Annotated in this window: 18 protein-coding genes; 13 read left to right on the forward strand and 5 right to left on the reverse strand. The window is 65.0% G+C overall.

Annotated elements, in window-relative coordinates; all coding sequences use genetic code 11:
- Window positions 1-65: 65 nt before the first annotated feature.
- From IQ16_RS03285 to IQ16_RS03295, 3 genes are all read right to left on the reverse strand, one after another.
- Window positions 66-857, reverse strand: coding sequence for a Bax inhibitor-1/YccA family protein (locus IQ16_RS03285; RefSeq protein ID WP_026312126.1), 792 nt, complete (start codon window positions 855-857; stop codon window positions 66-68).
- A gap of 269 nt (window positions 858-1,126) precedes the next feature.
- Window positions 1,127-3,697: an ABC transporter permease gene (locus IQ16_RS03290; protein WP_018643904.1), complete on the reverse strand. Its 2,571-nt coding sequence runs from the start codon at window positions 3,695-3,697 to the stop codon at window positions 1,127-1,129.
- Complete coding sequence (locus IQ16_RS03295; RefSeq protein ID WP_026312125.1) at window positions 3,694-4,410, reverse strand: ABC transporter ATP-binding protein; 717 nt, start codon at window positions 4,408-4,410, stop codon at window positions 3,694-3,696. The genes IQ16_RS03290 and IQ16_RS03295 overlap by 4 nt, the downstream gene beginning before the upstream one ends.
- Before the next feature lie 55 nt (window positions 4,411-4,465).
- Between IQ16_RS03295 and IQ16_RS03300 the strand changes: the two genes are divergently transcribed.
- From IQ16_RS03300 to IQ16_RS03355, 12 genes are all read left to right on the forward strand, one after another.
- The gene (locus IQ16_RS03300) at window positions 4,466-5,101 is read left to right on the forward strand and encodes an arylesterase (protein WP_026312124.1); all 636 of its coding nucleotides are present in this window, start codon (window positions 4,466-4,468) and stop codon (window positions 5,099-5,101) included.
- A 172-nt stretch (window positions 5,102-5,273) separates the two neighbouring features.
- Complete coding sequence (gene thpR, locus IQ16_RS03305; protein ID WP_018643902.1) at window positions 5,274-5,810, forward strand: RNA 2',3'-cyclic phosphodiesterase; 537 nt, start codon at window positions 5,274-5,276, stop codon at window positions 5,808-5,810.
- Window positions 5,811-5,989: 179 nt separating this feature from the next.
- Window positions 5,990-7,174 carry a cell division protein ZapE gene (gene zapE, locus IQ16_RS03310; protein WP_018643901.1) on the forward strand — a complete coding sequence of 395 codons (1,185 nt, stop codon included), beginning with the start codon at window positions 5,990-5,992 and terminating at the stop codon, window positions 7,172-7,174.
- A gap of 248 nt (window positions 7,175-7,422) precedes the next feature.
- Window positions 7,423-8,391: a malate dehydrogenase gene (mdh, locus tag IQ16_RS03315; RefSeq protein ID WP_008145224.1), complete on the forward strand. Its 969-nt coding sequence runs from the start codon at window positions 7,423-7,425 to the stop codon at window positions 8,389-8,391.
- A gap of 210 nt (window positions 8,392-8,601) precedes the next feature.
- Window positions 8,602-9,798 (forward strand): ADP-forming succinate--CoA ligase subunit beta, encoded by a 1,197-nt coding sequence (gene sucC / locus IQ16_RS03320; RefSeq protein WP_018643900.1) that lies wholly within the window; start codon window positions 8,602-8,604, stop codon window positions 9,796-9,798.
- Window positions 9,799-9,802: 4 nt separating this feature from the next.
- Complete coding sequence (locus IQ16_RS03325; RefSeq protein WP_018643899.1) at window positions 9,803-10,282, forward strand: DUF1579 family protein; 480 nt, start codon at window positions 9,803-9,805, stop codon at window positions 10,280-10,282.
- A gap of 37 nt (window positions 10,283-10,319) precedes the next feature.
- Window positions 10,320-11,204: a succinate--CoA ligase subunit alpha gene (sucD, locus tag IQ16_RS03330; RefSeq protein WP_018643898.1), complete on the forward strand. Its 885-nt coding sequence runs from the start codon at window positions 10,320-10,322 to the stop codon at window positions 11,202-11,204.
- A gap of 137 nt (window positions 11,205-11,341) precedes the next feature.
- A complete protein-coding gene (locus IQ16_RS03335; RefSeq protein ID WP_018643897.1) occupies window positions 11,342-14,299 on the forward strand; it encodes a 2-oxoglutarate dehydrogenase E1 component in 2,958 nt (985 codons plus the stop codon).
- A gap of 162 nt (window positions 14,300-14,461) precedes the next feature.
- Window positions 14,462-15,703, forward strand: a complete 1,242-nt coding sequence (gene odhB / locus IQ16_RS03340) for a 2-oxoglutarate dehydrogenase complex dihydrolipoyllysine-residue succinyltransferase (protein ID WP_018643896.1) — start codon at window positions 14,462-14,464, stop codon at window positions 15,701-15,703.
- A 55-nt stretch (window positions 15,704-15,758) separates the two neighbouring features.
- A complete protein-coding gene (locus IQ16_RS03345) occupies window positions 15,759-16,520 on the forward strand; it encodes an SDR family oxidoreductase (RefSeq protein ID WP_018643895.1) in 762 nt (253 codons plus the stop codon).
- A 57-nt stretch (window positions 16,521-16,577) separates the two neighbouring features.
- Window positions 16,578-17,978: a dihydrolipoyl dehydrogenase gene (gene lpdA / locus IQ16_RS03350; RefSeq protein ID WP_018643894.1), complete on the forward strand. Its 1,401-nt coding sequence runs from the start codon at window positions 16,578-16,580 to the stop codon at window positions 17,976-17,978.
- Window positions 17,979-18,012: 34 nt separating this feature from the next.
- The gene (locus tag IQ16_RS03355) at window positions 18,013-18,543 is read left to right on the forward strand and encodes a hypothetical protein (RefSeq protein ID WP_018643893.1); all 531 of its coding nucleotides are present in this window, start codon (window positions 18,013-18,015) and stop codon (window positions 18,541-18,543) included.
- A 179-nt stretch (window positions 18,544-18,722) separates the two neighbouring features.
- Here the strand turns inward: IQ16_RS03355 and IQ16_RS03365 are convergent, their stop codons facing one another.
- A complete protein-coding gene (locus tag IQ16_RS03365; RefSeq protein ID WP_018643892.1) occupies window positions 18,723-19,313 on the reverse strand; it encodes a DUF4337 domain-containing protein in 591 nt (196 codons plus the stop codon).
- Between the two features lie 117 nt (window positions 19,314-19,430).
- Here IQ16_RS03365 and IQ16_RS03375 point away from each other — a divergent pair, with 117 nt between their 5' ends.
- Window positions 19,431-20,003: a hypothetical protein gene (locus IQ16_RS03375; RefSeq protein ID WP_018643891.1), complete on the forward strand. Its 573-nt coding sequence runs from the start codon at window positions 19,431-19,433 to the stop codon at window positions 20,001-20,003.
- A 9-nt stretch (window positions 20,004-20,012) separates the two neighbouring features.
- Here the strand turns inward: IQ16_RS03375 and IQ16_RS03380 are convergent, their stop codons facing one another.
- Complete coding sequence (locus tag IQ16_RS03380; protein ID WP_018643890.1) at window positions 20,013-20,978, reverse strand: tyrosine recombinase XerC; 966 nt, start codon at window positions 20,976-20,978, stop codon at window positions 20,013-20,015.
- Between the last annotated feature and the right edge of the window lie 28 nt (window positions 20,979-21,006).

Consider the following 21,006-nt stretch of genomic DNA (forward strand, 5'->3'; position numbering starts at 1 on the left):
ACCCGCCCCAAACAAAAACCCCGGCCTCTCGGCCGGGGTTCATGTCCGTTCTCTCGTCTCAGAGCTTAGTCGCGCTGGCCGAGGAGCTGTAGGAGCAGCGTGAACAGGTTGATGAAGTTCAGGTACAGCGACAGCGCGCCGGTGATGGCCGCACGCTCTGCGATGTCACCGCCGGCCGAGGCGTAGCCGTAGATGTAGTCGTTCTTCAGCCGCTGCGTATCCCAGGCGGTGAGGCCCGCGAACACCAGCACGCCGACCACCGACACGATGAACTGCAGCATCGAGCTCGCCAGGAACAGGTTCACCAGGCTCGCGATGATGATGCCGATCAGGCCCATGAACAGGAACGAGCCCATGCCGGTCAGGTCACGCTTGGTGGTGTAGCCGTAGAGGCTGAGCGCACCGAAGGTCGCCGCGGTGATGAAGAACACCCGCACGATCGAGGTGTGGGTGAACACCAGGAAGATCGACGACAGCGAGATGCCCATCAGCGCCGAGAACACCCAGAACAGGATCTGGGCGGTCGAGGGGGCGAGGCGGTTGATGCCCGCCGAGATCACGAACACCATCGCAAGCGGCGCGAGCATGAACAGCCACTTCAGGGGGCTGACGAACATCGCGTAGCCGAACGGCGTCAGGAACAGCTTGCCAACGCGGACGGCGTCCGCCGTCGGGACGTCGGTCACGGCGGCCATGTAGACGCCGAGCGCGGCAAGGCCCGTGATGGCGAGGCCAATGCTCATGTAATTGTAGATGCGCAGCATATAAGCGCGCAGGCCGGCATCGACCGTCGCGGCGTCGACACGCCCGGCGGCCCTGCCGAAAGGAGAAGCGTAGTTACGGTCTAGGTCCGACATGGTCGAATTCCCGTTGGTTGGCCGGTCCGGCATGAGGGTCGCCATGCCTCCGGTTCGTCAAACTCTATCTCGGATACCGCTGCCTGCCGACTAAATTTTGGCTAACAATCGGGGCTCCGAACCCATTCGATATGTGGGAAACTAACACATTCGCCGCAACCGTCCACGCGCGGCTGAATGTCGCCCTTGGCTGCAATCCAGACGGGCGGCCGTGGTTAATCGCAGGAATCGTGCGATTTTGCTACCGCACGGCTGCCCGCTACCATTTGTCACAAATTCCGCAACACCGTGGCGGGCTTTTTGTTCAACGCCAGCAGCGTGCCGGCGAGCCCGAGCCCGACCGTGACGATCAGGGCGGCCGCCACCACGCCCGCCGCGCTGCCGGCCTGCCAGACGAAGCTGAGCGTCATCAACCGCGTCACGATCATCCAGGCCGCGATACTGCCGGCGATCACGCCGAACACGGCGGTGGCGAGCCCGATCAGGAGGTATTCGAGCGCATAGGCGCCGAGCAGCCGCAGGCGCGTCGCGCCCAGGGTCTTCAGGATTACCGCATCGTAGACACGGTGACGGTGGCCGGCGGCGAGCGCCCCGCCCAGCACCAGGATCGCCGAGATCAGGGTCACGGCGCTGGCGCCGCGGATCGCCAGCGCCAGATTGGTCACGACCGAGCCGACCGTCTCCATCACCTCGCGCACGCGCACGCTCGTCACCATGGGGTAGGCGTCGGCCACCTGCTTGATGATCTTGCCGTCGCCGGCGGCATCGCCGCCCGTCTCCGTCAGCGTCGCGATATGGGTGTGGGGCGCGCCCTTGAAGGCGTTGGGCGAGAACACCAGCACGAAATTGATGCCCATCCCCTGCCAGTCGATGTTGCGCAGATTGCTGATCTTCGCAGGGATGTCGCGGCCGAGCACGTTGACCACGACCTCGTCGCCGAGCTTGAGGCCGAGCCCGTCGGCGATCTTCTTCTCCATCGAGACCAGCGGCGGGCCGGAATAGTCCGCGCTCCACCACTCGCCCTCGACCACCTTGGAGCCCTTCGGCAGCTCGGCGGTGTAGGTCAGGCCGCGGTCGCTCTGCAGCACCCATTCGGAATCGGTGGTGGGCTTGAGCTCTTCGGCGCGCACGCCGCGCGCGGCGACGATGCGCCCGCGCAGCATCGGCACGTCCTCGACCTTCGCGCCCGGCGCGATCTGGCGCAGATAGAAGTCGAACTGCTCGGCCTGCGTGCTCGGGATGTCGATGAAGAAGAACGACGGAGCGCGGTCGGGCAGCGCCGCGAGGAACTGCCGGCGCAGATTGCCGTCGATCTGGGTGATGGTGACGAGCACGGCGAGCCCGAGACCCAGCGACAGCACGACCGAGGGCGTCAGCGCGCCGGGACGATGGATGTTGGCGACCGCCAGCCGCAGCATCGGCAGCCGCGACCGCGGCAGCCGCCGCGCGATTGTCATCAGCAGAGCGGCGATGCCGCGCAGCAGGGCGAACACGACGACGGAGGAGGCCACGAACACCGCGGCGATGCGCTTGTCGAACGAGAGCCCGATCACGACCGCGACGAGCAGGGCGATCACGACCCCCATGAATACGAGATAGCCGAGGCGCGGCCGGTGCCATTCGGAGCTGATGGTGTCGCGGAACAGCGCCGCCACCGGCACGTCATGCACGCGCCCGAGCGGCCACAGGCCGAAGGCGAGCGCGGTCAAAAGGCCATAGACGAAGGACAGCGCGAGCTCGTCGGCATGCACGGCCGGCACCACCGGCAGCGGCAGCAGTTTTCCGAACAGCCCGACGATGGCGAAGGGCATGGCGGCGCCGAGCGCGAGGCCAATCACCGAGCCGATCGCGGCGAGCAGGAGAACCTGCGCCAGATAAATCCCGAACACATCGCGGCCCGTGGCGCCGACCGCCTTGAAGGCCGCGATCACCTCAAGCTTGCGGTCGATATGACTCTTGACGGCGTTGGCGACGCCGACGCCGCCGACCAGCAGCGCGGCGAGGCCGACCAGCGTCAGGAACTGGGTGAAGCGGCTGATGTTGCGCTCCAGCTGCGGCGAGGCGTTGGAGCGGCTGCGGATCTCCCAGCCGGCCTGTGGCGCCGCGCTGCGCGCGTCCGCGATGAAGGCCTCAGTGGCGCGCTCGTTGTTGGCGGTGTCGGGCAGCTTCACCCGGTAGACCCAGCGCACCAGGCTGCCGGGCTGGATCAGTCCGGTGGCACGCAGGCCGGCCTCGCTGATCAAAAAGCGCGGGCCGAAGCCGATGCCGCCGGCGAGCTTGTCGGGCTCGGCCTCGACGGTCGAGCGGATCTGGAAGGTCGCAGATCCAATGGTGACGCGGTCGCCGGTCTTGAGCGAAAGCCGTGCCAGCAGCGTCGGATCGGCGGCGGCGCCGTATGCGCCGTCACGCATCGCGAGCAGGTCGGACATCGGCAGTGGCGGCGCCAGCGTCAGTTGTCCCAGCATCGGGTAGGTGTCGTCGACCGCCTTCATCTCGACCAGCGCGAGCTTGCCGTCGGCCGAGCGCGCCATGCCGCGCAGCGTCGCGGCGGTCGAGACGGTGCCGCGCGAGCGCAGGAAGGCGACTTCCTCCGGCTTGGCCTCGCGCTGGAACAGCACGAACGACACGTCGCCGCCGAGCAGCGTGCGGCCCTCGCGGGCGAGGCCGTCGGACAGGCTCGCCGAGACCGAGCCGACGCCGGCGATAGCCATCACGCCGAGCGCGATGCAGGCGATGAAGACGTAGAAGCCGCGCAGGCCGCCGCGCAATTCGCGCAGCGCGTAGCGCAGCGACAGTGCGACGGCGTTCGGCTTCGCGAACGGTTCGGCAGCAGCGCTCATGCGGGCGCAGACTGCGTGTCGATGCGCCCGGAGCGCAGACGGATGACGCGATCGCAGCGATGCGCCAGCGAGGAATCGTGCGTCACCAGCACCAAGGTCATGCCGCGCTCGGCATGCTTGGTGAAGAGCAGGTCGACGATCTGCTTTCCAGTGGCCTCATCCAGATTGCCGGTCGGCTCGTCCGCGACGAGGATGGCGGGATCGGGCGCCAGCGCACGGGCGAGCGCGACGCGCTGCTGCTCGCCGCCGGAGAGCTGCGTCGGATAGTGATGCAGGCGATCGCCGAGGCCGACCGATTGCAGCTCCTCTGCCGCGCGCTTGGCAGCGTCGGGATTGCCGGCGAGCTCGAGCGGCACGGCGACGTTCTCCAGAGCCGTCATGGTCGGGATCAGATGGAAGGACTGGAAGACGATACCGACCTGGCGGCCGCGGAAGCGGGCCAGCGCGTCCTCGTCGAGGGCATTGAAAGGCGTGCCATTGACCACCACCTCTCCGCTATCAGGACGCTCCAGCCCCGCCATCACCATCAGCAGCGTGGATTTGCCCGAGCCTGACGGGCCGATCAGGCCGATCGTCTCGCCCGGGGCGACGCGCAGGCTGATATCCTTGAGGATGTGAACGCGTGCCGCGCCCGTGCCCAATGAGAGATTGACGTTGGAGATGGCGATGGTGTCCATCGCGGTCGTGGCGAGCGAAGAGGAATAGGTGTCCATGGTCCGGTCATATGGCAACTCCGATAGCGCGGTCGAGAGGCGTTACGGATTGTTCATGCACATAGCCGTGTTGGTGCTCGCCTTGATGACAATTGCGAACCCGGCTTGGGCGGACGCGACAAAGCCGGTCAAGCTTGTCGTTCTCGGCGATTCCTTGAGCGCGGGTCTTGGCCTCCCGGCCCAGGAGGCGTTCCCCCAAAAACTCCAAAAAGCCTTGCAGGCCAAAGGCATAGCGGTCGACATGACCAATGCCGGGGTGTCCGGCGATACCACCTCCGGCGGCCGCGACCGGCTCGACTGGTCGGTCCCCGACGGAACCGACGGCGTCATCGTCGAGCTCGGCGCCAACGACGCGCTGCGCGGCATCGATCCCGCCCTGACGCGCACGGCGCTGACCGACATCGTGCAGCGGCTCAAGGCGCGCAAGATTCCAGTGATGCTCTGCGGCATGCTGGCGCCGCCGAATTACGGCGCCGACTACGCGGCGCGCTTCAATTCGATTTATCCGGATCTGGCCAAGCAATTCGGCGTGCCGCTCTATCCGTTCTTCCTCGAGGGCGTTGCGGCCGACGCCAAGCTCAACCAGGCCGACGGCATCCATCCGACCGCGGCCGGCGTCGACATCATCGTCGGCAACATCATGCCCACGGTGGAGGCATTCATTGGCACGATAACCGAGCAACGGCGTTGAAAAGCAGGCAACGCTAACCCTAATTCCCAGGGTTTTCACGGGGTGGGCCGCGCGATGCTTCGCAGAGTCACACAACTGCGATAGGAATCAGGGTACCGGTGATTCGTCGCCGGCTCTAATTTGGATATGGTTCTGCTTCAGGGCTGTACCCAAGCATCGGGAGTGCTGAACGATGCCGCGTTTGTTCACTGGTCTGGAAATTCCGGCCGAAATCGGCCAGTCGCTTTCCAACTTGAGGGGCGGCCTTCCCGGCGCCCGGTGGATCGATCCCGAAAATTATCACGTCACTCTGCGCTTCATCGGCGATATCGACGGCCTCTACGCCAACGAGATCGCCTCGATGCTGTTTCGCGTCGACCGCAAGCCGTTCGAGGTGAAGGTGCAGGGGCTGACCAGCTTCGGCGGCCGCAAGCCGCGCGCGGTGGTCGCCACCATCGCGCCGAGCAAGCCGCTGATGGAATTGCAAGCCGAGCTCGAACGCATGATGCAGCGGATCGGTCTTGATCCCGAGGGGCGCAAGTTCATCCCGCACGTGACGCTCGCCCGGCTGCACGACGCCTCCGACCGCGACGTCGCCGACTATCTGTCGCTGCGCGGCTACTTCCCGAGCAAGGCGTTCATGGCCGAACGCTTCGTGCTGTTCTCCTCGCGCGCATCGACGGGCGGCGGCCCCTATGTCGTCGAGGACGCCTACGAGCTGTGTGAGTAGCTCCGCTCTCGTGCCCCGGCCGTAGGGCCGGGGCTCAGCGTTCCGCGATGAACGAAATAGTGGGTCCCGGCTCTGCGCAGCAGCGTTACACGCTGCAGCGCGTCCGGGACACGGAACGCATAGCGCCCCGCACCAATTCACGGCTTGCAATTTCCGCCCATCTCTGGCCGTAAGGGGCCATGCTCTCCACCCAAAATTCCTCATTTCGTGAGGCATACCAGGCCGAGATCGCGTCCGGCGCGATCGAGCCGGATGCCGCGCAGGCCGAGGTCGCCGAGGCCTATGCGGCGCTCGACCAGCGCCTCGCGGCTTACAAGCCCGCGCGCAAGCAGGGCCTGCTCAGCCGCTTGTTCAGCAGCGACAAGGACGAAGCGCCGCGCGGGCTCTACATCCATGGCGAGGTCGGCCGCGGCAAGACCATGCTGATGGATCTGTTCTTCCAGCACTCCTCGGTCGAGCACAAGCGCCGCGCGCATTTCCACGAATTCATGGCGGATGTGCACGAGCGCATCTACGACTATCGCCAGGGCATCGCGCGCGGCGAGATCGCCGACGGCGACGTCATCGTGCTGACGGCGACGGCGATCTTCGAGGAGAGCTGGCTGCTCTGCTTCGACGAATTCCACGTCACCGACATTGCGGATGCGATGATCCTGGGACGCCTGTTCGCAAAGCTGTTCGAGCTCGGCACCGTCGTGGTCGCGACCTCCAACGTCGCGCCCGACGATCTCTACAAGGGCGGTCTCAACCGCTCGCTGTTCCTGCCCTTCATCAAGCAGATCACCGACCACATGGACGTCGCGCGGCTCGATGCGCGCACCGACTTCCGGCTGGAGAAGCTGCAGGGCGTGCCGATGTGGCTGACGCCGGCCGATGGAGATGCGGATGCCGCGCTCGACCGCGCCTGGTCGAAAATGTCGGGCGGCGCCAAATGCAGGTCGCGCGACATCTCGATCAAGGGCCGCATCCTGCACGTGCCGTGCTCGGCCCATGGCGTGGCGCGGTTCTCCTTCGCCGATCTCTGCGAGAAGCCGCTCGGTGCCTCCGACTATCTCAGGCTGGCGCACGACTATCACACCATCCTGGTCGACCATATTCCAGTGATGGACTTCTCCCAGCGCAACGCCGCCAAGCGCTTCATCACGCTGATCGACACGCTCTATGACAATGCCGTGAAGCTGATGGCCTCGGCCGACGCCAACCCGATCTCGCTCTACCTCGCCACCGAGGGCAATGAGGCCATGGAGTTCAAGCGGACCGCGTCGCGCCTGATCGAAATGAGCTCGGAATCCTATCTGGCGCTGCCTCACGGCCGCAAGGATTCCACCGCCAGCGGCTCCACCAAGGGCCTGGTGGAGACTTAAGTCCTATTCCCGTCGAAGGTACCGCTGTCATTCCGGGGCGCGACGAAAGTCGCGAGCCCGGAATCCATAACCACGATCGGGAGTATGGATTCCGGGCTCGTCGCTTCGCGACGCCCCGGAATGACCGAGCTGCGCTTGTATACGCGCCAAGCCCGACAAATGGGCATCCACCGACTTGAACGGGCGAAGCGAAAGGGATAACCACCCATCAGTTTTCCCTCCTTCGGATGTCTAAAGGACAGGTTCACATGGCGCGCGACAAGATTGCTTTGATTGGCTCCGGTCAGATCGGCGGAACGCTGGCTCACCTCATCGGCCTGAAAGAACTGGGCGACGTCGTGATGTTCGACATCGCCGAGGGCGTGCCGCAGGGCAAGGCGCTCGATATTGCGCAGTCCTCGCCGGTCGACGGCTTCGACGCCCACTACACCGGTGCGAACTCCTACGAAGCGCTCGACAACGCCAAGGTCTGCATCGTCACCGCCGGCGTGCCGCGCAAGCCCGGCATGAGCCGCGACGACCTCCTCTCCATCAACCTCAAGGTCATGGAGCAGGTCGGAGCCGGCATCAAGAAGTACGCTCCCGACGCCTTCGTCATCTGCATCACCAACCCGCTCGACGCGATGGTCTGGGCGCTGCAGAAGGCTTCGGGCCTGCCGCACAAGAAGGTCGTCGGCATGGCCGGCGTGCTGGACTCGGCGCGCTTCCGCTACTTCCTGGCCGACGAATTCAACGTCTCCGTTGAAGACGTCACCGCCTTCGTGCTCGGCGGCCACGGCGACACCATGGTGCCGCTGGTGAAGTACTCCACCGTCGCCGGCATCCCGCTGCCCGACCTCGTCAAGATGGGCTGGACCTCGCAGGCGCGCCTCGACGAGATCGTCGACCGCACCCGCAATGGCGGCGCCGAGATCGTCAACCTGCTCAAGACCGGCTCGGCGTTCTACGCCCCGGCCGCGTCCGCGATCGCGATGGCCGAGAGCTATCTGCGTGACAAGAAGCGCGTGCTGCCCTCGGCCGCCTACCTCAACGGCGAATACGGCGTGAAGGACATGTATGTCGGCGTGCCCGTCGTGATCGGCTCCAAGGGCGTCGAGCGCGTCGTCGAGATCGAGCTCGCCGGCAAGGACCGCGAGGCCTTCGACAAGTCGGTCGGCGCCGTACAGGGCCTGGTCGACGCCTGCAAGAAGATCGCCCCCGATCTTCTCGGCCGCTAAGGCACCAACAATACCCCGCCGAAGATCGAAAACCGGTCTTCGGCGGTTTCACTTCCGGACCCCTGCTTGACCGGGGCGGGTTCCGGTCCAAGCCGTCCAGATTTCGATGTCAAAGAATCCGGGTTGCAGTTCCTGTGGTATATGGTATGCCAGCCACAAGACTGAGGTGGGCCCAAGAGGTCACCGCCCGCGGGTTCAGGGAGCGACCATATGAATATCCATGAATATCAGGCCAAAGCGCTGCTGGGTGAGTTCGGCGTGCCGATCTCCAAGGGCGTCCCGGTCCTCAAGGCCGCAGACGCGGAAGCCGCCGCCAAGGCGCTGCCGGGTCCGGTCTATGTGGTGAAGAGCCAGATCCATGCCGGCGGCCGCGGCAAGGGCAAGTTCAAGGAAGCCTCGGCCGGCGACAAGGGCGGCGTCCGCATCGCCAAGTCGGCCGCGGAGGTCTCCGAATTCGCCAAGCAGATGCTCGGCGCAACCCTCGTGACGATCCAGACCGGCCCCGCCGGCAAGCAGGTCAACCGCCTCTACATCGAGGACGGCTCGGACATCGACAAGGAGTTCTACCTCTCGCTCCTGGTCGACCGCGAAACCTCGCGCGTCTCCTTCGTCGTCTCGACCGAAGGCGGCGTCAACATCGAGGACGTCGCGCACAACACCCCCGAGAAGATCGTGACCTTCTCGGTCGATCCCGCCACCGGCATCATGGGCCATCACGGCCGCACGGTTGCGAACGCGCTGAAGCTCTCCGGTGATCTCGCCAAGCAGGCCGAGAAGCTCACCGCGCAGCTCTACGCGGCCTTCGTCGCCAAGGACATGTCGATGCTGGAGATCAACCCGCTGGTCGTGACCAAGCAGGGCCAGCTCCGCGTGCTCGACGCCAAGGTGTCGTTCGACGACAACGCGCTGTTCCGTCACCCCGAGGTGCTCGCGCTGCGCGACGAGACCGAGGAAGACGCCAAGGAGATCGAGGCGTCCAAGTACGACCTCAACTACGTCACCCTCGACGGCAACATCGGCTGCATGGTCAACGGCGCCGGTCTCGCCATGGCGACGATGGACATCATCAAGCTCTACGGCATGGCGCCGGCGAACTTCCTCGACGTCGGCGGCAGCGCCAGCAAGGAGAAGGTCGCGGCCGCGTTCAAGATCATCACCGCCGACCCCAACGTGAAGGGCATCCTGGTCAACATCTTCGGCGGCATCATGAAGTGCGACGTGATCGCCGAGGGCGTCACGGCTGCGGTTCGTGAAGTCGGCCTCAGCGTGCCGCTGGTGGTTCGCCTCGAAGGCACCAATGTCGAACTCGGCAAGAAGATCATCCGTGAATCCGGCCTGAACGTGGTGCCGGCCGACAATCTCGACGACGCCGCGCAGAAGATCGTGAAGGCCGTCAAGGGAGGCTAACGCCATGGCCCAGGACCATCTCGCCGCATCATCTCCGCTCCCCGAGCACACGCGCCTCGCCGCGTTCGCCGGCGAATGGGATGGTGAGGAGATGGTCTTCCCGTCGCGCTGGAACGCGGGCGGGCCGGCCACCTCTCACGTCGTCGCGCGCATGGACCTCAATGGATTCTATCTGATCCAGGACGCGGTGCAGATGCGCGACGGCAAGCAGAGCTTTGCCACCCACGGCCTCTTCACCTTCGACCGCGACGACCGGACCTACAAATTGTTCTGGTACGACTCGCTCGGTTACACGCCGCCCTCGCCCGCCTCCGGCGGGTGGGTCGGCAAGACCCTGACGCTGGTGCGCGGCTCGCTCCGCGGCAATGCGCGCCACGTCTACGAGATCATCAATGAGGATTCCTACTCGTTGAAGATCCAGTTCTCGCCGGACGCGGAAGGCTGGGCTGACGTCCTCACCGGCGTCTACCGCCGCATCCACTGACCCCTTTCACTCTGTTAGTTTCGCGAAAGCAGACCTCATGTCCATCCTGATCGACAAGAACACCAAGGTCATCTGCCAGGGCTTCACCGGCAAGAACGGCACCTTCCATTCCGAGGCCGCGATGGCCTACGGCACCAAGATGGTCGGCGGCACCTCGCCGGGCAAAGGCGGCTCGACGCATCTGGGCCTGCCGGTGTTCGACACCGTGCGCGATGCGCGTGAGAAGACCGGCGCCGATGCGTCGGTGATCTACGTGCCGCCGCCGGGCGCGGCGGACGCGATCTGCGAAGCCATCGACGCCGAGATCCCGCTGATCGTTTGCATCACCGAGGGCATTCCGGTCGTCGACATGGTGCGCGTGAAGCGCTCGCTGGCCGGCTCCAAGTCGCGCCTGATCGGGCCGAACTGCCCCGGCGTCATGACCGCCGGCGAGTGCAAGATCGGCATCATGCCCGCCAACATCTTCAAGACCGGCTCCGTCGGCATCGTCTCCCGCTCGGGCACGCTGACCTATGAAGCCGTGTTCCAGACCTCCCAGGAAGGGCTCGGCCAGACCACCGCGGTCGGCATCGGCGGCGACCCGGTCAAGGGAACCGAGTTCATCGACGTCCTCGAAATGCTCCTGGCCGACCCCAAGACCGAATCGATCATCATGATCGGCGAGATCGGCGGTTCCGCCGAGGAGGACGCCGCCCAGTTCCTCAAGGACGAGGCCAAGCGTGGCCGCAAGAAGCCGATGGTCGGCTTCATCGCCGGCGTCACCGCCCCTCCCGGCCGCCGCATGGGCCACGCCGGCGCGATCATCTCGGGCGGCAAGGGCGACGCCGGTTCCAAGACCGAGGCGATGAAATCCGCAGGGATTACAGTGTCTCCGTCGCCCGCCCGCCTTGGCCACACGCTTGCCGAAAAGTTGAAGGGCTAATTCACTTCTTCGTGCTTTTCCGGGCGAAGTTTCGCAGCAAATAGGGTAAAGGGTGCCTGTCGCGTCGAGCCCTGTCGGGGGAGCTCGGCGCCAGCGCCGTTTGTTATGCGCGAACCGAAATCGCCAGGAACTCAAGTATGTCTCGCCAGGACGCGAACGCAGCCTTTGCCCTGTCATCCTTTTTGCAGGGCACCAACGCCACCTACATCGACGAAATCTACGCCCGCTACGAGAAGGACCCGTCCTCGGTCGACGCCGAGTGGCAGGAGTTCTTCAAGAGCCTCAACGACCAGCCCGCTGACGTCCGGAAGAACGCGGAAGGCCCGTCCTGGGAGCGGGACAACTGGCCGCTGACGCCGAAGGATGACCTGACCTCGGCCCTCGACGGCAACTGGGCCGAAGTCGAGAAGGCGGTTGGCGCCAAGATCGCCGCCAAGGCGCAGACCAAGGGCGCCGACATCTCCTCCACCGACGTGCTTCAGGCCACGCGCGACTCGGTCCGCGCCCTGATGCTGATCCGCTCCTACCGCATGCGCGGCCACTTCCATGCCAAGCTCGATCCGCTCGGCATCGAAGCCCAGCGCAACCGCGAAGAGCTCGATCCCCGCACCTACGGCTTCAGCGAAGCCGATTTCGACCGCAAGATCTTCCTCGATCACGTGCTCGGCCTCGAGTACGGCACGCTGCGCGAGATCACCGCGATCTGCGAACGCACCTACTGCCAGACGCTCGGCGTCGAGTTCATGCATATCAGCAATGCCGCGCAGAAGGCCTGGATCCAGGAGCGGATCGAGGGACCCGATAAGGAGATCTCGTTCACGCCTGAAGGTCGCAGAGCCATCCTGACGAAGCTGGTCGAGGCCGAGGGTTTCGAAAAGTTCTGCGACACCAAGTTTACCGGCACCAAGCGCTTCGGCCTCGATGGCGGTGAAGCGCTGATCCCCGCGCTCGAGCAGATCATCAAGCGCGGCGGCAATCTCGGCGTGAAGGAAATCGTGCTCGGCATGCCGCATCGCGGCCGCCTCAACGTGCTGACCCAGGTGTTGGGCAAGGCGCACCGCGCGCTGTTCCACGAATTCAAGGGCGGCTCGGCCAACCCCGATGCGGTCGAAGGCTCGGGCGACGTCAAGTACCACCTCGGCGCCTCCTCGGACCGCGAGTTCGACGGCAACCGCATCCATCTGTCGCTGACCGCCAACCCCTCGCATCTCGAGATCGTCGATCCCGTCGTGCTCGGCAAGGTCCGCGCCAAGCAGGACCAGCACGGCGATCCCCCGGACATGCGCATCTCCGTCATGCCGCTCCTGATGCATGGCGACGCCGCGTTTGCCGGCCAGGGCGTGGTCGCCGAATGCTTCGGCCTGTCGGACCTGAAGGGCTACCGCACCGGCGGCTCCGTGCACTTCATCGTCAACAACCAGATCGGCTTCACCACCTATCCGCGTTATTCTCGATCTTCGCCTTACCCGTCGGATGTGGCGAAGATGATCGACGCGCCGATCTTCCACGTGAACGGCGACGATCCGGAAGCCGTCGTGTTCGCCGCCAAGGTCGCGACCGAATTCCGGCAGAAGTTCCACAAGCCCGTCGTGATCGACATGTGGTGCTATCGCCGCTACGGCCACAACGAGGGCGATGAGCCGGCGTTCACCCAGCCGGTCATGTACAAGCGGATCGCCGCCCATCCCTCGACCCTCACGCTCTACTCCAAGCGCCTGATTGCCGAAGGCGTGGTCACCGAGGGCGAGGTCGACAAGATGAAGGCCGACTGGCGCTCGCGGCTCGATGCCGAGTTCGAGGCCGGTACCTCCTACAAGCCGAACAAGGCCGACTGGCTCGACGGCAAGTGGTCCGGCTTCAAGATCGCCGACCAGGAAGAGGATGCACGGCGCGGCGTCACCGGTGTCGACATCGCCACGCTGAAGGATATCGGCCGCAAGATCACCAAGGTGCCGGACGGCTTCCGCGTTCACCGCACCATCCAGCGTTTCCTCGATAACCGCTTGAAGGCGATCGACACCGGCGCCGGCATCGACTGGGCGACCGGCGAGGCGCTGGCGTTCTGTTCGCTGCTCAACGAAAACCATCACGTCCGCCTGTCCGGACAGGATTCGGAGCGCGGCACCTTCTCGCAGCGCCACTCGGTCCTGATCGACCAGGAGGACGAGAGCCGCTACACGCCGTTCAACCATCTCGGTCACGAGCAGGGCCATTACGAGGTCATCAACTCGCTGCTGTCGGAAGAAGCCGTGCTCGGTTTCGAATACGGCTATTCGCTCGCCGAGCCGAACACGCTGACCCTGTGGGAAGCCCAGTTCGGCGACTTCGCCAACGGCGCGCAGGTCGTGTTCGACCAGTTCATCTCCTCGGGCGAGCGCAAATGGCTGCGCATGTCCGGCCTCGTCTGCCTCTTGCCGCACGGCTATGAGGGCCAGGGACCGGAGCACTCCTCGGCGCGCCTCGAGCGTTACCTGCAGATGTGCGCGGAAGACAACATGCAGGTGGTCTACCCGACCACGCCGGCGAACTACTTCCACGCGCTGCGCCGTCAGCTGCATCGCGAGATCCGCAAGCCGCTGATCATGATGACGCCGAAGTCGCTGCTCCGCCACAAGCGGGCAGTGTCGCGTCTGGAGGAGCTCGCGAAGGGAACGACCTTCCATCGCATCCTCTATGATGACGCCCAGATGCTGCCGAACGAAGCCATCAAGCTCGTTCCGGACGAGAAGATCCGCCGCATCGTGCTGTGCTCCGGCAAGGTCTATTACGACCTCTACGAGGAGCGCGAGAAGCGCGGCATCGACGACATCTATCTGATGCGCGTCGAGCAGCTCTATCCGGTGCCGCTGAAGGCGCTGGTGGCCGAGCTGTCGCGCTTCAAGAAGGCCGAGATGGTGTGGTGCCAGGAAGAGCCCCGCAACATGGGTGCCTGGCACTTCATCGAGCCCTATCTGGAATGGGTGCTGAACCAGGTGAACGGTGTGAGCCGGCGTCCGCGTTATGTCGGTCGCGCCGCTTCCGCCGCGACCGCCACGGGTCTGATGTCCAAGCATCAGGCTCAGCTGAAGGCGTTCCTGGACGAAGCACTGAGCTGAGAAGTTTTTTAGGACTCTGTCATGCCCCGCGAAGGCGGGGCATCCAGTATTCCGCGGCGTTCGTTCTGAACACGAAGGTCACGGCGTACTGGATTGCCCGCCTTCGCGGGCAATGACGTATGAAATTCATGACCGCATTGGCGATCCCTTAAGGAAGAGACCATGACTGAAATTCGTGTGCCGACGCTCGGCGAATCCGTCACCGAGGCCACCATCGGCCGCTGGTTCAAGAAGGCCGGCGATCCCGTCGCTGTCGACGAGCCCTTGGTGGAGCTCGAGACCGACAAGGTCACCATCGAAGTCCCCGCGCCCTCCGCCGGTACGCTGAGCGAGATCATCGCTGCCGACGGCGCGACGGTTGCTGTGGGTGCGCTTCTCGGTCAGATCACCGATGGTGCCGGCGCTGCCAAGCCCGCCGCTGCTCCCGCCAAGCCTGCCGCTGCTCCGGCACCCGCCGCGGCTCCGGCTGCTGCCGCCGCTGCGTCAAAGGCGCCGCCGGCCGATGCGCCGCTCGCCCCGTCCGTGCGCAAGCTGTCGGCCGAGACCGGCATCGACGCTTCGACCGTTCCCGGCTCCGGCAAGGATGGCCGCGTCACCAAGGGCGACATGCTCGCTGCGATCGAGCGCGCGGCATCCGCGCCGACCCCGGTCAACCAGCCCGCCGCCGCCGTGCAGGTCCGCAGCCCCTCGCCGGCCGATGACGCCGCCCGCGAAGAGCGCGTCAAGATGACCCGCCTGCGCCAGACCATCGCGCGCCGCCTCAAGGACGTGCAGAACACCGCGGCCATGCTCACGACCTTCAACGAGGTCGACATGACCAACGTCATGGCGCTGCGCGCGCACTACAAGGACGCGTTCGAGAAGAAGCACGGCGCCAAGCTCGGCTTCATGGGCTTCTTCACCAAGGCCGTCGTGCAGGCGCTGAAGGACATCCCGGCCGTCAACGCCGAGATCGACGGCAGCGACCTGATCTACAAGAACTACTATCACATCGGCGTCGCCGTCGGCACCGACAAGGGCCTCGTCGTGCCCGTAGTGCGCGACTGCGACCACAAGTCGATCTCCGACATCGAGAAAGGCATCGCCGATTTCGGCCGCCGTGCCCGTGATGGCCAGCTCAAGATCGACGAGATGCAGGGCGGCACCTTCACCATCACCAATGGCGGCATCTACGGCTCGCTGATGTCGACCCCGATCCTGAACGCGCCGCAGTCCGGCATCCTCGGCATGCACAAGATCCAGGAGCGGCCGATGGTCGTCGGTGGCAAGATCGAGGTCCGCCCGATGATGTATCTGGCGCTGTCCTACGATCACCGCGTGATCGACGGCAAGGAAGCCGTCACCTTCCTGGTTCGCGTCAAGGAGAGCCTGGAAGATCCGGCGCGCCTGGTGCTCGATCTCTGATCCCTGAAGCTCTGCGAGCGCCGTCGCTCTTTCGTGCGACGGCGCGTGTCGAACCATGGAGGCGCGCGTGACGGATAAAGTCGTTGTCATCACCGGCGGCAGCCGCGGCATCGGGCGGGCGACTGCGATTGCGGCGGCCGCGCGCGGCTTTCGCGTTGTGGTCGGCTATGCCAGCAACAAGACCGCGGCCGACGAGGTGGTCGCGCAGATCGAGGCCAGCAACGGCAAGGCCATTGCGGTGAAATGCGACGTTGCCGAGGAAGGCGACATCCTCAACCTGTTCAGGGAAGCCGACAAGTTCGGTACGCTCGGCGCGCTCGTCAACAATGGCGGCATCGTCGGCAAGAGCGGCGTGCGCGTCGACGAGATGTCGGCCGAGCGCATCCAGCGCGTGATGGCGGTCAACGTCACCGGCTCCATCCTCTGCGCGCGCGAAGCCGTGAAGCGGATGTCGACCAAGCATGGCGGCAAGGGCGGCGTCATCGTCAACCTGTCGTCGGTTGCTGCGAGGCTCGGCGCACCCAACACTTATGTCGACTACGCCGCGTCCAAGGGCGCGATCGATTCCTTCACCGTCGGCCTCGGCTACGAGGTTGCAAACGAAGGCATCCGTGTCGCCGGCATTCGTCCCGGCCTGATCGACACCGAGATCCACGCCGCCGGCGGCGAGCCCGACCGCGCTCATCGTCTGGCCCATATGGTGCCGATGAAGCGCGTCGGCACCGCTGACGAAATCGCCAATGCCATCGTCTGGCTGATGTCGGACGAGGCCTCCTACGTCACCTCAGCCATTCTCGATGTGTCCGGCGGACGCTGACGCGCCGCGCGGACGCTGACACATCCTCATCACGCTAAACCTACGGGACTTCCTCTCATGGCTACCTACGATCTCGTCGTCATCGGCACCGGACCGGGCGGTTATGTCTGCGCAGTGCGCGCCAGCCAGCTCGGCATGAAAGTCGCCGTGGTCGAAAAGAACGCAACGCTCGGCGGCACCTGTCTCAATGTCGGCTGCATGCCCTCCAAGGCGCTGCTGCATGCGTCCGAAATGTTCGAGGAAGCCGGGCATTCCTTCGCCAAGATGGGCGTGTCGGTCTCCTCGCCGAAGCTCGATCTGCCGTCGATGATGAATTTCAAGCAGCAGGGCATCGACGGCAACGTCAAGGGCGTCGAGTTCCTGATGAAGAAGAACAAGATCGACGTGCTCAAGGGCACCGGCAAGATCCTCGGCACCGGCAAGGTCGAAGTCTCCGCCGACGGCAAGTCGCAGGTGGTCGAGACCAAGAACATCGTGATCGCCACCGGCTCCGACATTGCGCGCCTGAAGGGCATCGAGATCGACGAGAAGCGCATCGTGTCCTCGACCGGCGCGCTGTCGCTGGAGAAGGTGCCAGGCAGATTGCTGGTCATTGGCGCCGGCGTGATCGGGCTCGAACTTGGCTCGGTGTGGCGCCGGCTTGGATCCGAAGTCATGGTGGTCGAATTCCTCGATCGCATTCTGCCCGGCATGGACGGCGAGATCGCCAAGCAATTCCAGCGCATCCTTGAAAAGCAGGGATTTGCGTTCAAGCTGGGTTCGAAGGTCACCGGCGTCGAAGCGAACAGCAAGGCATTGCTCGCGAAAATCGAACCGGCTGCCGGCGGTGCCGCCGAGACCATCGAGGCCGATGTCGTTCTGGTCTGCATCGGCCGCACGCCCTACACGGACGGGCTGGGCCTGAAGGAAGCCGGCGTCGCGCTCGACCCGCGCGGCCGTATCCAGATCGACCCGCATTTTGCCACCAGCCTGAAGGGCGTCTATGCCATCGGCGACGTCGTCGCCGGCCCGATGCTCGCGCACAAGGCCGAGGATGAAGGCGTTGCGGTCGCCGAGATCATCGCCGGCCAGGCCGGCCACGTGAATTACGATGTGATCCCAGGCGTCGTGTATACCACGCCGGAAGTGTCCTCCGTCGGCAAGACCGAGGAGGAGCTGAAGCAGGCGGGCACAGCTTATACCGTCGGGAAGTTTCCCTTTACCGCCAACGGCCGCTCCAAGGTCAACCAGACCACCGACGGCTTTGTGAAGATTCTCGCAGATGCGAAGACCGATCGCGTGCTCGGCGTGCACATTATCGGCATTGAGGCCGGCGAAATGATCCATGAAGCCTGCGTTCTCATGGAGTTTGGTGGCAGTGCGGAAGATCTCGCGCGCACCTGCCACGCCCATCCGACCCGCTCGGAGGCCGTCAAGGAAGCCGCGCTTGCAGTCGGCAAGCGGGCCATCCATATGTAGGCTCGCGCCCAGCGACGAACCGGGCGGGAAACACATGCTGCGCCGCCTTCTGCAACCGGTCTGGGTCCTGCTTGCGATCGTCTTCCTGATCGAAGCCTGGCTATGGGACCATCTCGAACCGATCGTCGCGCGGGTTGTCGCAGCCATCCCGCTCGCACGTTTCAAGCAATGGCTGACGGAGCGCGTCGATTCGCTGTCGCCGGCCATGACGCTGATCGTGTTCGCGGTCCCCATCATCCCGCTGTTTCCGCTCAAGCTGGTCGGCCTGTGGCTGCTCACGCATGAGTACTGGACCAGCGCGGTCTTCACGATCATTTTCGCAAAGCTCGCCGGCGTCGGCGTCACCGCCTTCGTGTTCGACGTCACGCGCGACAAGCTCTTGGAGATGCCCTGGTTCGAGCGGATCTACGATTTCGTGATGAAGGTGCGCGCCAAGGCGCACCTGCTGGTCGACCCGATCAAGCGCCGCATCCGCGAACTGATCGCCGGCAACGGCGAAGGCTGGTCCGCCCGCACGCTCCGCCTGATCCAGCGCTTCCGCAAGAGCGTGCACCAGGCGCGCTGAGCGCGCTCCGCTCGCGCCAATCCCACAGGCGTCGTCCCGGCGAAGGCCGGGACCCATAACCACAGGGAGTAGTTTGGCGAAGATTCGTTGTTCGGTACTCCCACCGCGAGCAACCGATAGATCACGCGGTATGGGTCCCGGCCTTCGCCGGGACGACAGCGGAGCAAGTGTGCTCGGTCCTAATGCAAATGCACCAGATGCGGCCACCACAGGCCGAGGGCGGTCATGATCAGGCCGGCGAGCGTCAGCACGCCGCCGACATAGGCCAGCGCGATCATGCCGGTGATGATGGTGGCGGACGCCAGCACGATGCCGATCTGGAAGGCGGCCGATGCGAGCTCGAAGTGATGGTACTTCGCGGTCGCCTCGTCGCGCTCGTGCTCGGCATGCTTGGCCTTCTCGGCGAGCTGCTCGGTGCCTTCGCCGGTCTCGGGCTCGGAGCGGTAGCGCGCCGCGGTCTTGGTCCAGTCGTCGACCTGCTTCTGCACCACCGGCTTCAGGGCGTCGTCGGTGGTGCCGGCAAGCGTGAGCTTGCCCTGCTCGGATGCGGTCAGCACCACGGTGCGGCGGATGGTCTTGGCCTGGAAGAACGCCCACAGATTGGCGGCCTCGACGTTCTTGCTGATCGATTCGGTTTGGGCGCCCTTTCCGAGCGTCTCCGAGATCGCCAGGAACAGCGCCAGAACGGCGATCAGGAGCGCAATCTTCTTGTTCGAGCCGGACGCGTGTTCGGCGTGCTCGGCATGCTCCATGCTTTCATGTGCGCTCATAAATCTCTCCTGCTCATTTACCAACGATTGACCGAACCGAGCAGCATGCGCAAGTGGCAAGCGTCATGGCGGTTGCAATTAATGGTTTCGCCTCCAGGACTGCTCTAGTCCTGTGCCATGACCACAGCGGAATTCATCGCAGCCTGCTTCTGGCCCTTCGTCGTCATAGCGGCATTTGCGCTGTGCAAGACCCGCAACACCGCGGCGTTTCCGTTCATCGGCAAGATCGTCTTCGCGGTCAGCGTGGCCTACATCGGCCTGTTGCTGTTTTATGACAAGAGCTCGATCTTCGCGGTGAACGACGTCCATATCGGCCTCGTCGTTCTGGGTCTGGCCATAGCCGGCTTGCAACTGCGACAGCCTCCGCTTTACGGCTCATGGTTCGACAAGGCGAAGGCGCTCGGCTTCATGATCCTGGTCGTGCTGCTCGGCAGCGGCCTTGCATGGTATGCCGGACGGATGCTGGTTCTCGATCACCTGACGTCCCGGCTCGTGATCGAAGGGCGCGTCGATCGTGCGTGGAGGTCGAGTGGCAGCCGCAGGGCGGACTATCTCGTCCGTATCGCGGGCCAGACGGTGAAAGTCACGACACCGCTCTACGAGCGGCTGGAGCAATTCAAGCCGGCGGTCCGCGTCGAGGTTGGTCGCGGATCGAACTATGTCTACGAGATCGAATATCTCTCGAACTGAGCCGCAGCTTCACCGCCGCGGATGAGCGCTGGCATAGACTTCGAGCAGGCGCTCGGAATCGATGCCGGTGTAGATCTGCGTGGTCGAGAGCGAGGAATGGCCGAGCAGTTCCTGGATCGCGCGCAGATCGCCGCCGCGCGACAGCAGATGTGTCGCGAAGGAGTGGCGGAGCGCGTGCGGCGTGGCGCTGTCGGGCAGGCCGAGCGCGCCGCGCAGCCGTTCCATCGCGAGCTGGATGATGCGCGGACTCAAGGGGCCGCCGCGCGCACCGACGAAGATCGGCCCTTCCGCCGGCAGCGGATACGGGCACATCGAAACATATTCCTGCACCAGCTCCAGCACGTTCTGCAGCACCGGCACCATGCGGGTCTTGTTGCCTTTGCCTGTCACGACCAGCACGTCGCCTTCGCCGGGCTTCGGCACCTCGCGGCGCTTCAAGCCCAGCGCTTCGGAGATGCGCAGGCCGGAGCCATACAGCAGCGCCATCACCGCGGCATCGCGCACCAGGATCCAGGTCTCGCGCTCCTCGCCGGCGCGCTCGTCGGCATCTGCGAGGCGTTTGGCTGACGCCATCGGCAGCGGCTTCGGCAGGCTCTTTGCGACTTTCGGCGCGCGGATCGCCGAGAGTGCACCGACCTTGCCCTTGCCTTCGCGCTCGAGGAAACGCCCGAACGAGCGCAGGCCCGCCAGCGCGCGCATCAGGCTGCGGCCGGCAATGTCGTCGGCGCGGCGCATCGCCATGAAGGCGCGCACGTCGGTGGCCTCCAGCGCGGCGAATCGCTCGAGCGTGACCCGCTCGCCCCAATGGCTGCAAAGGAAATCCAGGCACTGCCGCAGATCGCGGCCGTAGGCCTCCAGCGTCTTCGGCGACAGCCGCCGCTCGGCGCCGAGATGCGACAGCCAGCGCGTCATCTCCTGCGCGATCGAGGGATCGGCGCTGGCGAGCTCGATTTGAGGGGCGGCCGCTTTGCTCATGCGCTCTGGACGTAATGATTCCGCACAG

Source organism: Bradyrhizobium huanghuaihaiense, assembly GCF_007830635.1.
Classification (GTDB): domain Bacteria; phylum Pseudomonadota; class Alphaproteobacteria; order Rhizobiales; family Xanthobacteraceae; genus Bradyrhizobium; species Bradyrhizobium huanghuaihaiense.

Coding starts and splice junctions, on each gene's coding strand:
- IQ16_RS03285 (WP_026312126.1), bottom strand. CDS start 857: ATGTCGGACCTAGACCGTAACTACGCTTCTCCTTTCGGCAGGGCCGCC.
- IQ16_RS03290 (WP_018643904.1), bottom strand. CDS start 3,697: ATGAGCGCTGCTGCCGAACCGTTCGCGAAGCCGAACGCCGTCGCACTG.
- IQ16_RS03295 (WP_026312125.1), bottom strand. CDS start 4,410: ATGGACACCTATTCCTCTTCGCTCGCCACGACCGCGATGGACACCATC.
- IQ16_RS03300 (WP_026312124.1), top strand. CDS start 4,466: ATGCACATAGCCGTGTTGGTGCTCGCCTTGATGACAATTGCGAACCCG.
- thpR (WP_018643902.1), top strand. CDS start 5,274: ATGCCGCGTTTGTTCACTGGTCTGGAAATTCCGGCCGAAATCGGCCAG.
- zapE (WP_018643901.1), top strand. CDS start 5,990: ATGCTCTCCACCCAAAATTCCTCATTTCGTGAGGCATACCAGGCCGAG.
- mdh (WP_008145224.1), top strand. CDS start 7,423: ATGGCGCGCGACAAGATTGCTTTGATTGGCTCCGGTCAGATCGGCGGA.
- sucC (WP_018643900.1), top strand. CDS start 8,602: ATGAATATCCATGAATATCAGGCCAAAGCGCTGCTGGGTGAGTTCGGC.
- IQ16_RS03325 (WP_018643899.1), top strand. CDS start 9,803: ATGGCCCAGGACCATCTCGCCGCATCATCTCCGCTCCCCGAGCACACG.
- sucD (WP_018643898.1), top strand. CDS start 10,320: ATGTCCATCCTGATCGACAAGAACACCAAGGTCATCTGCCAGGGCTTC.
- IQ16_RS03335 (WP_018643897.1), top strand. CDS start 11,342: ATGTCTCGCCAGGACGCGAACGCAGCCTTTGCCCTGTCATCCTTTTTG.
- odhB (WP_018643896.1), top strand. CDS start 14,462: ATGACTGAAATTCGTGTGCCGACGCTCGGCGAATCCGTCACCGAGGCC.
- IQ16_RS03345 (WP_018643895.1), top strand. CDS start 15,759: ATGGAGGCGCGCGTGACGGATAAAGTCGTTGTCATCACCGGCGGCAGC.
- lpdA (WP_018643894.1), top strand. CDS start 16,578: ATGGCTACCTACGATCTCGTCGTCATCGGCACCGGACCGGGCGGTTAT.
- IQ16_RS03355 (WP_018643893.1), top strand. CDS start 18,013: ATGCTGCGCCGCCTTCTGCAACCGGTCTGGGTCCTGCTTGCGATCGTC.
- IQ16_RS03365 (WP_018643892.1), bottom strand. CDS start 19,313: ATGAGCGCACATGAAAGCATGGAGCATGCCGAGCACGCCGAACACGCG.
- IQ16_RS03375 (WP_018643891.1), top strand. CDS start 19,431: ATGACCACAGCGGAATTCATCGCAGCCTGCTTCTGGCCCTTCGTCGTC.
- IQ16_RS03380 (WP_018643890.1), bottom strand. CDS start 20,978: ATGAGCAAAGCGGCCGCCCCTCAAATCGAGCTCGCCAGCGCCGATCCC.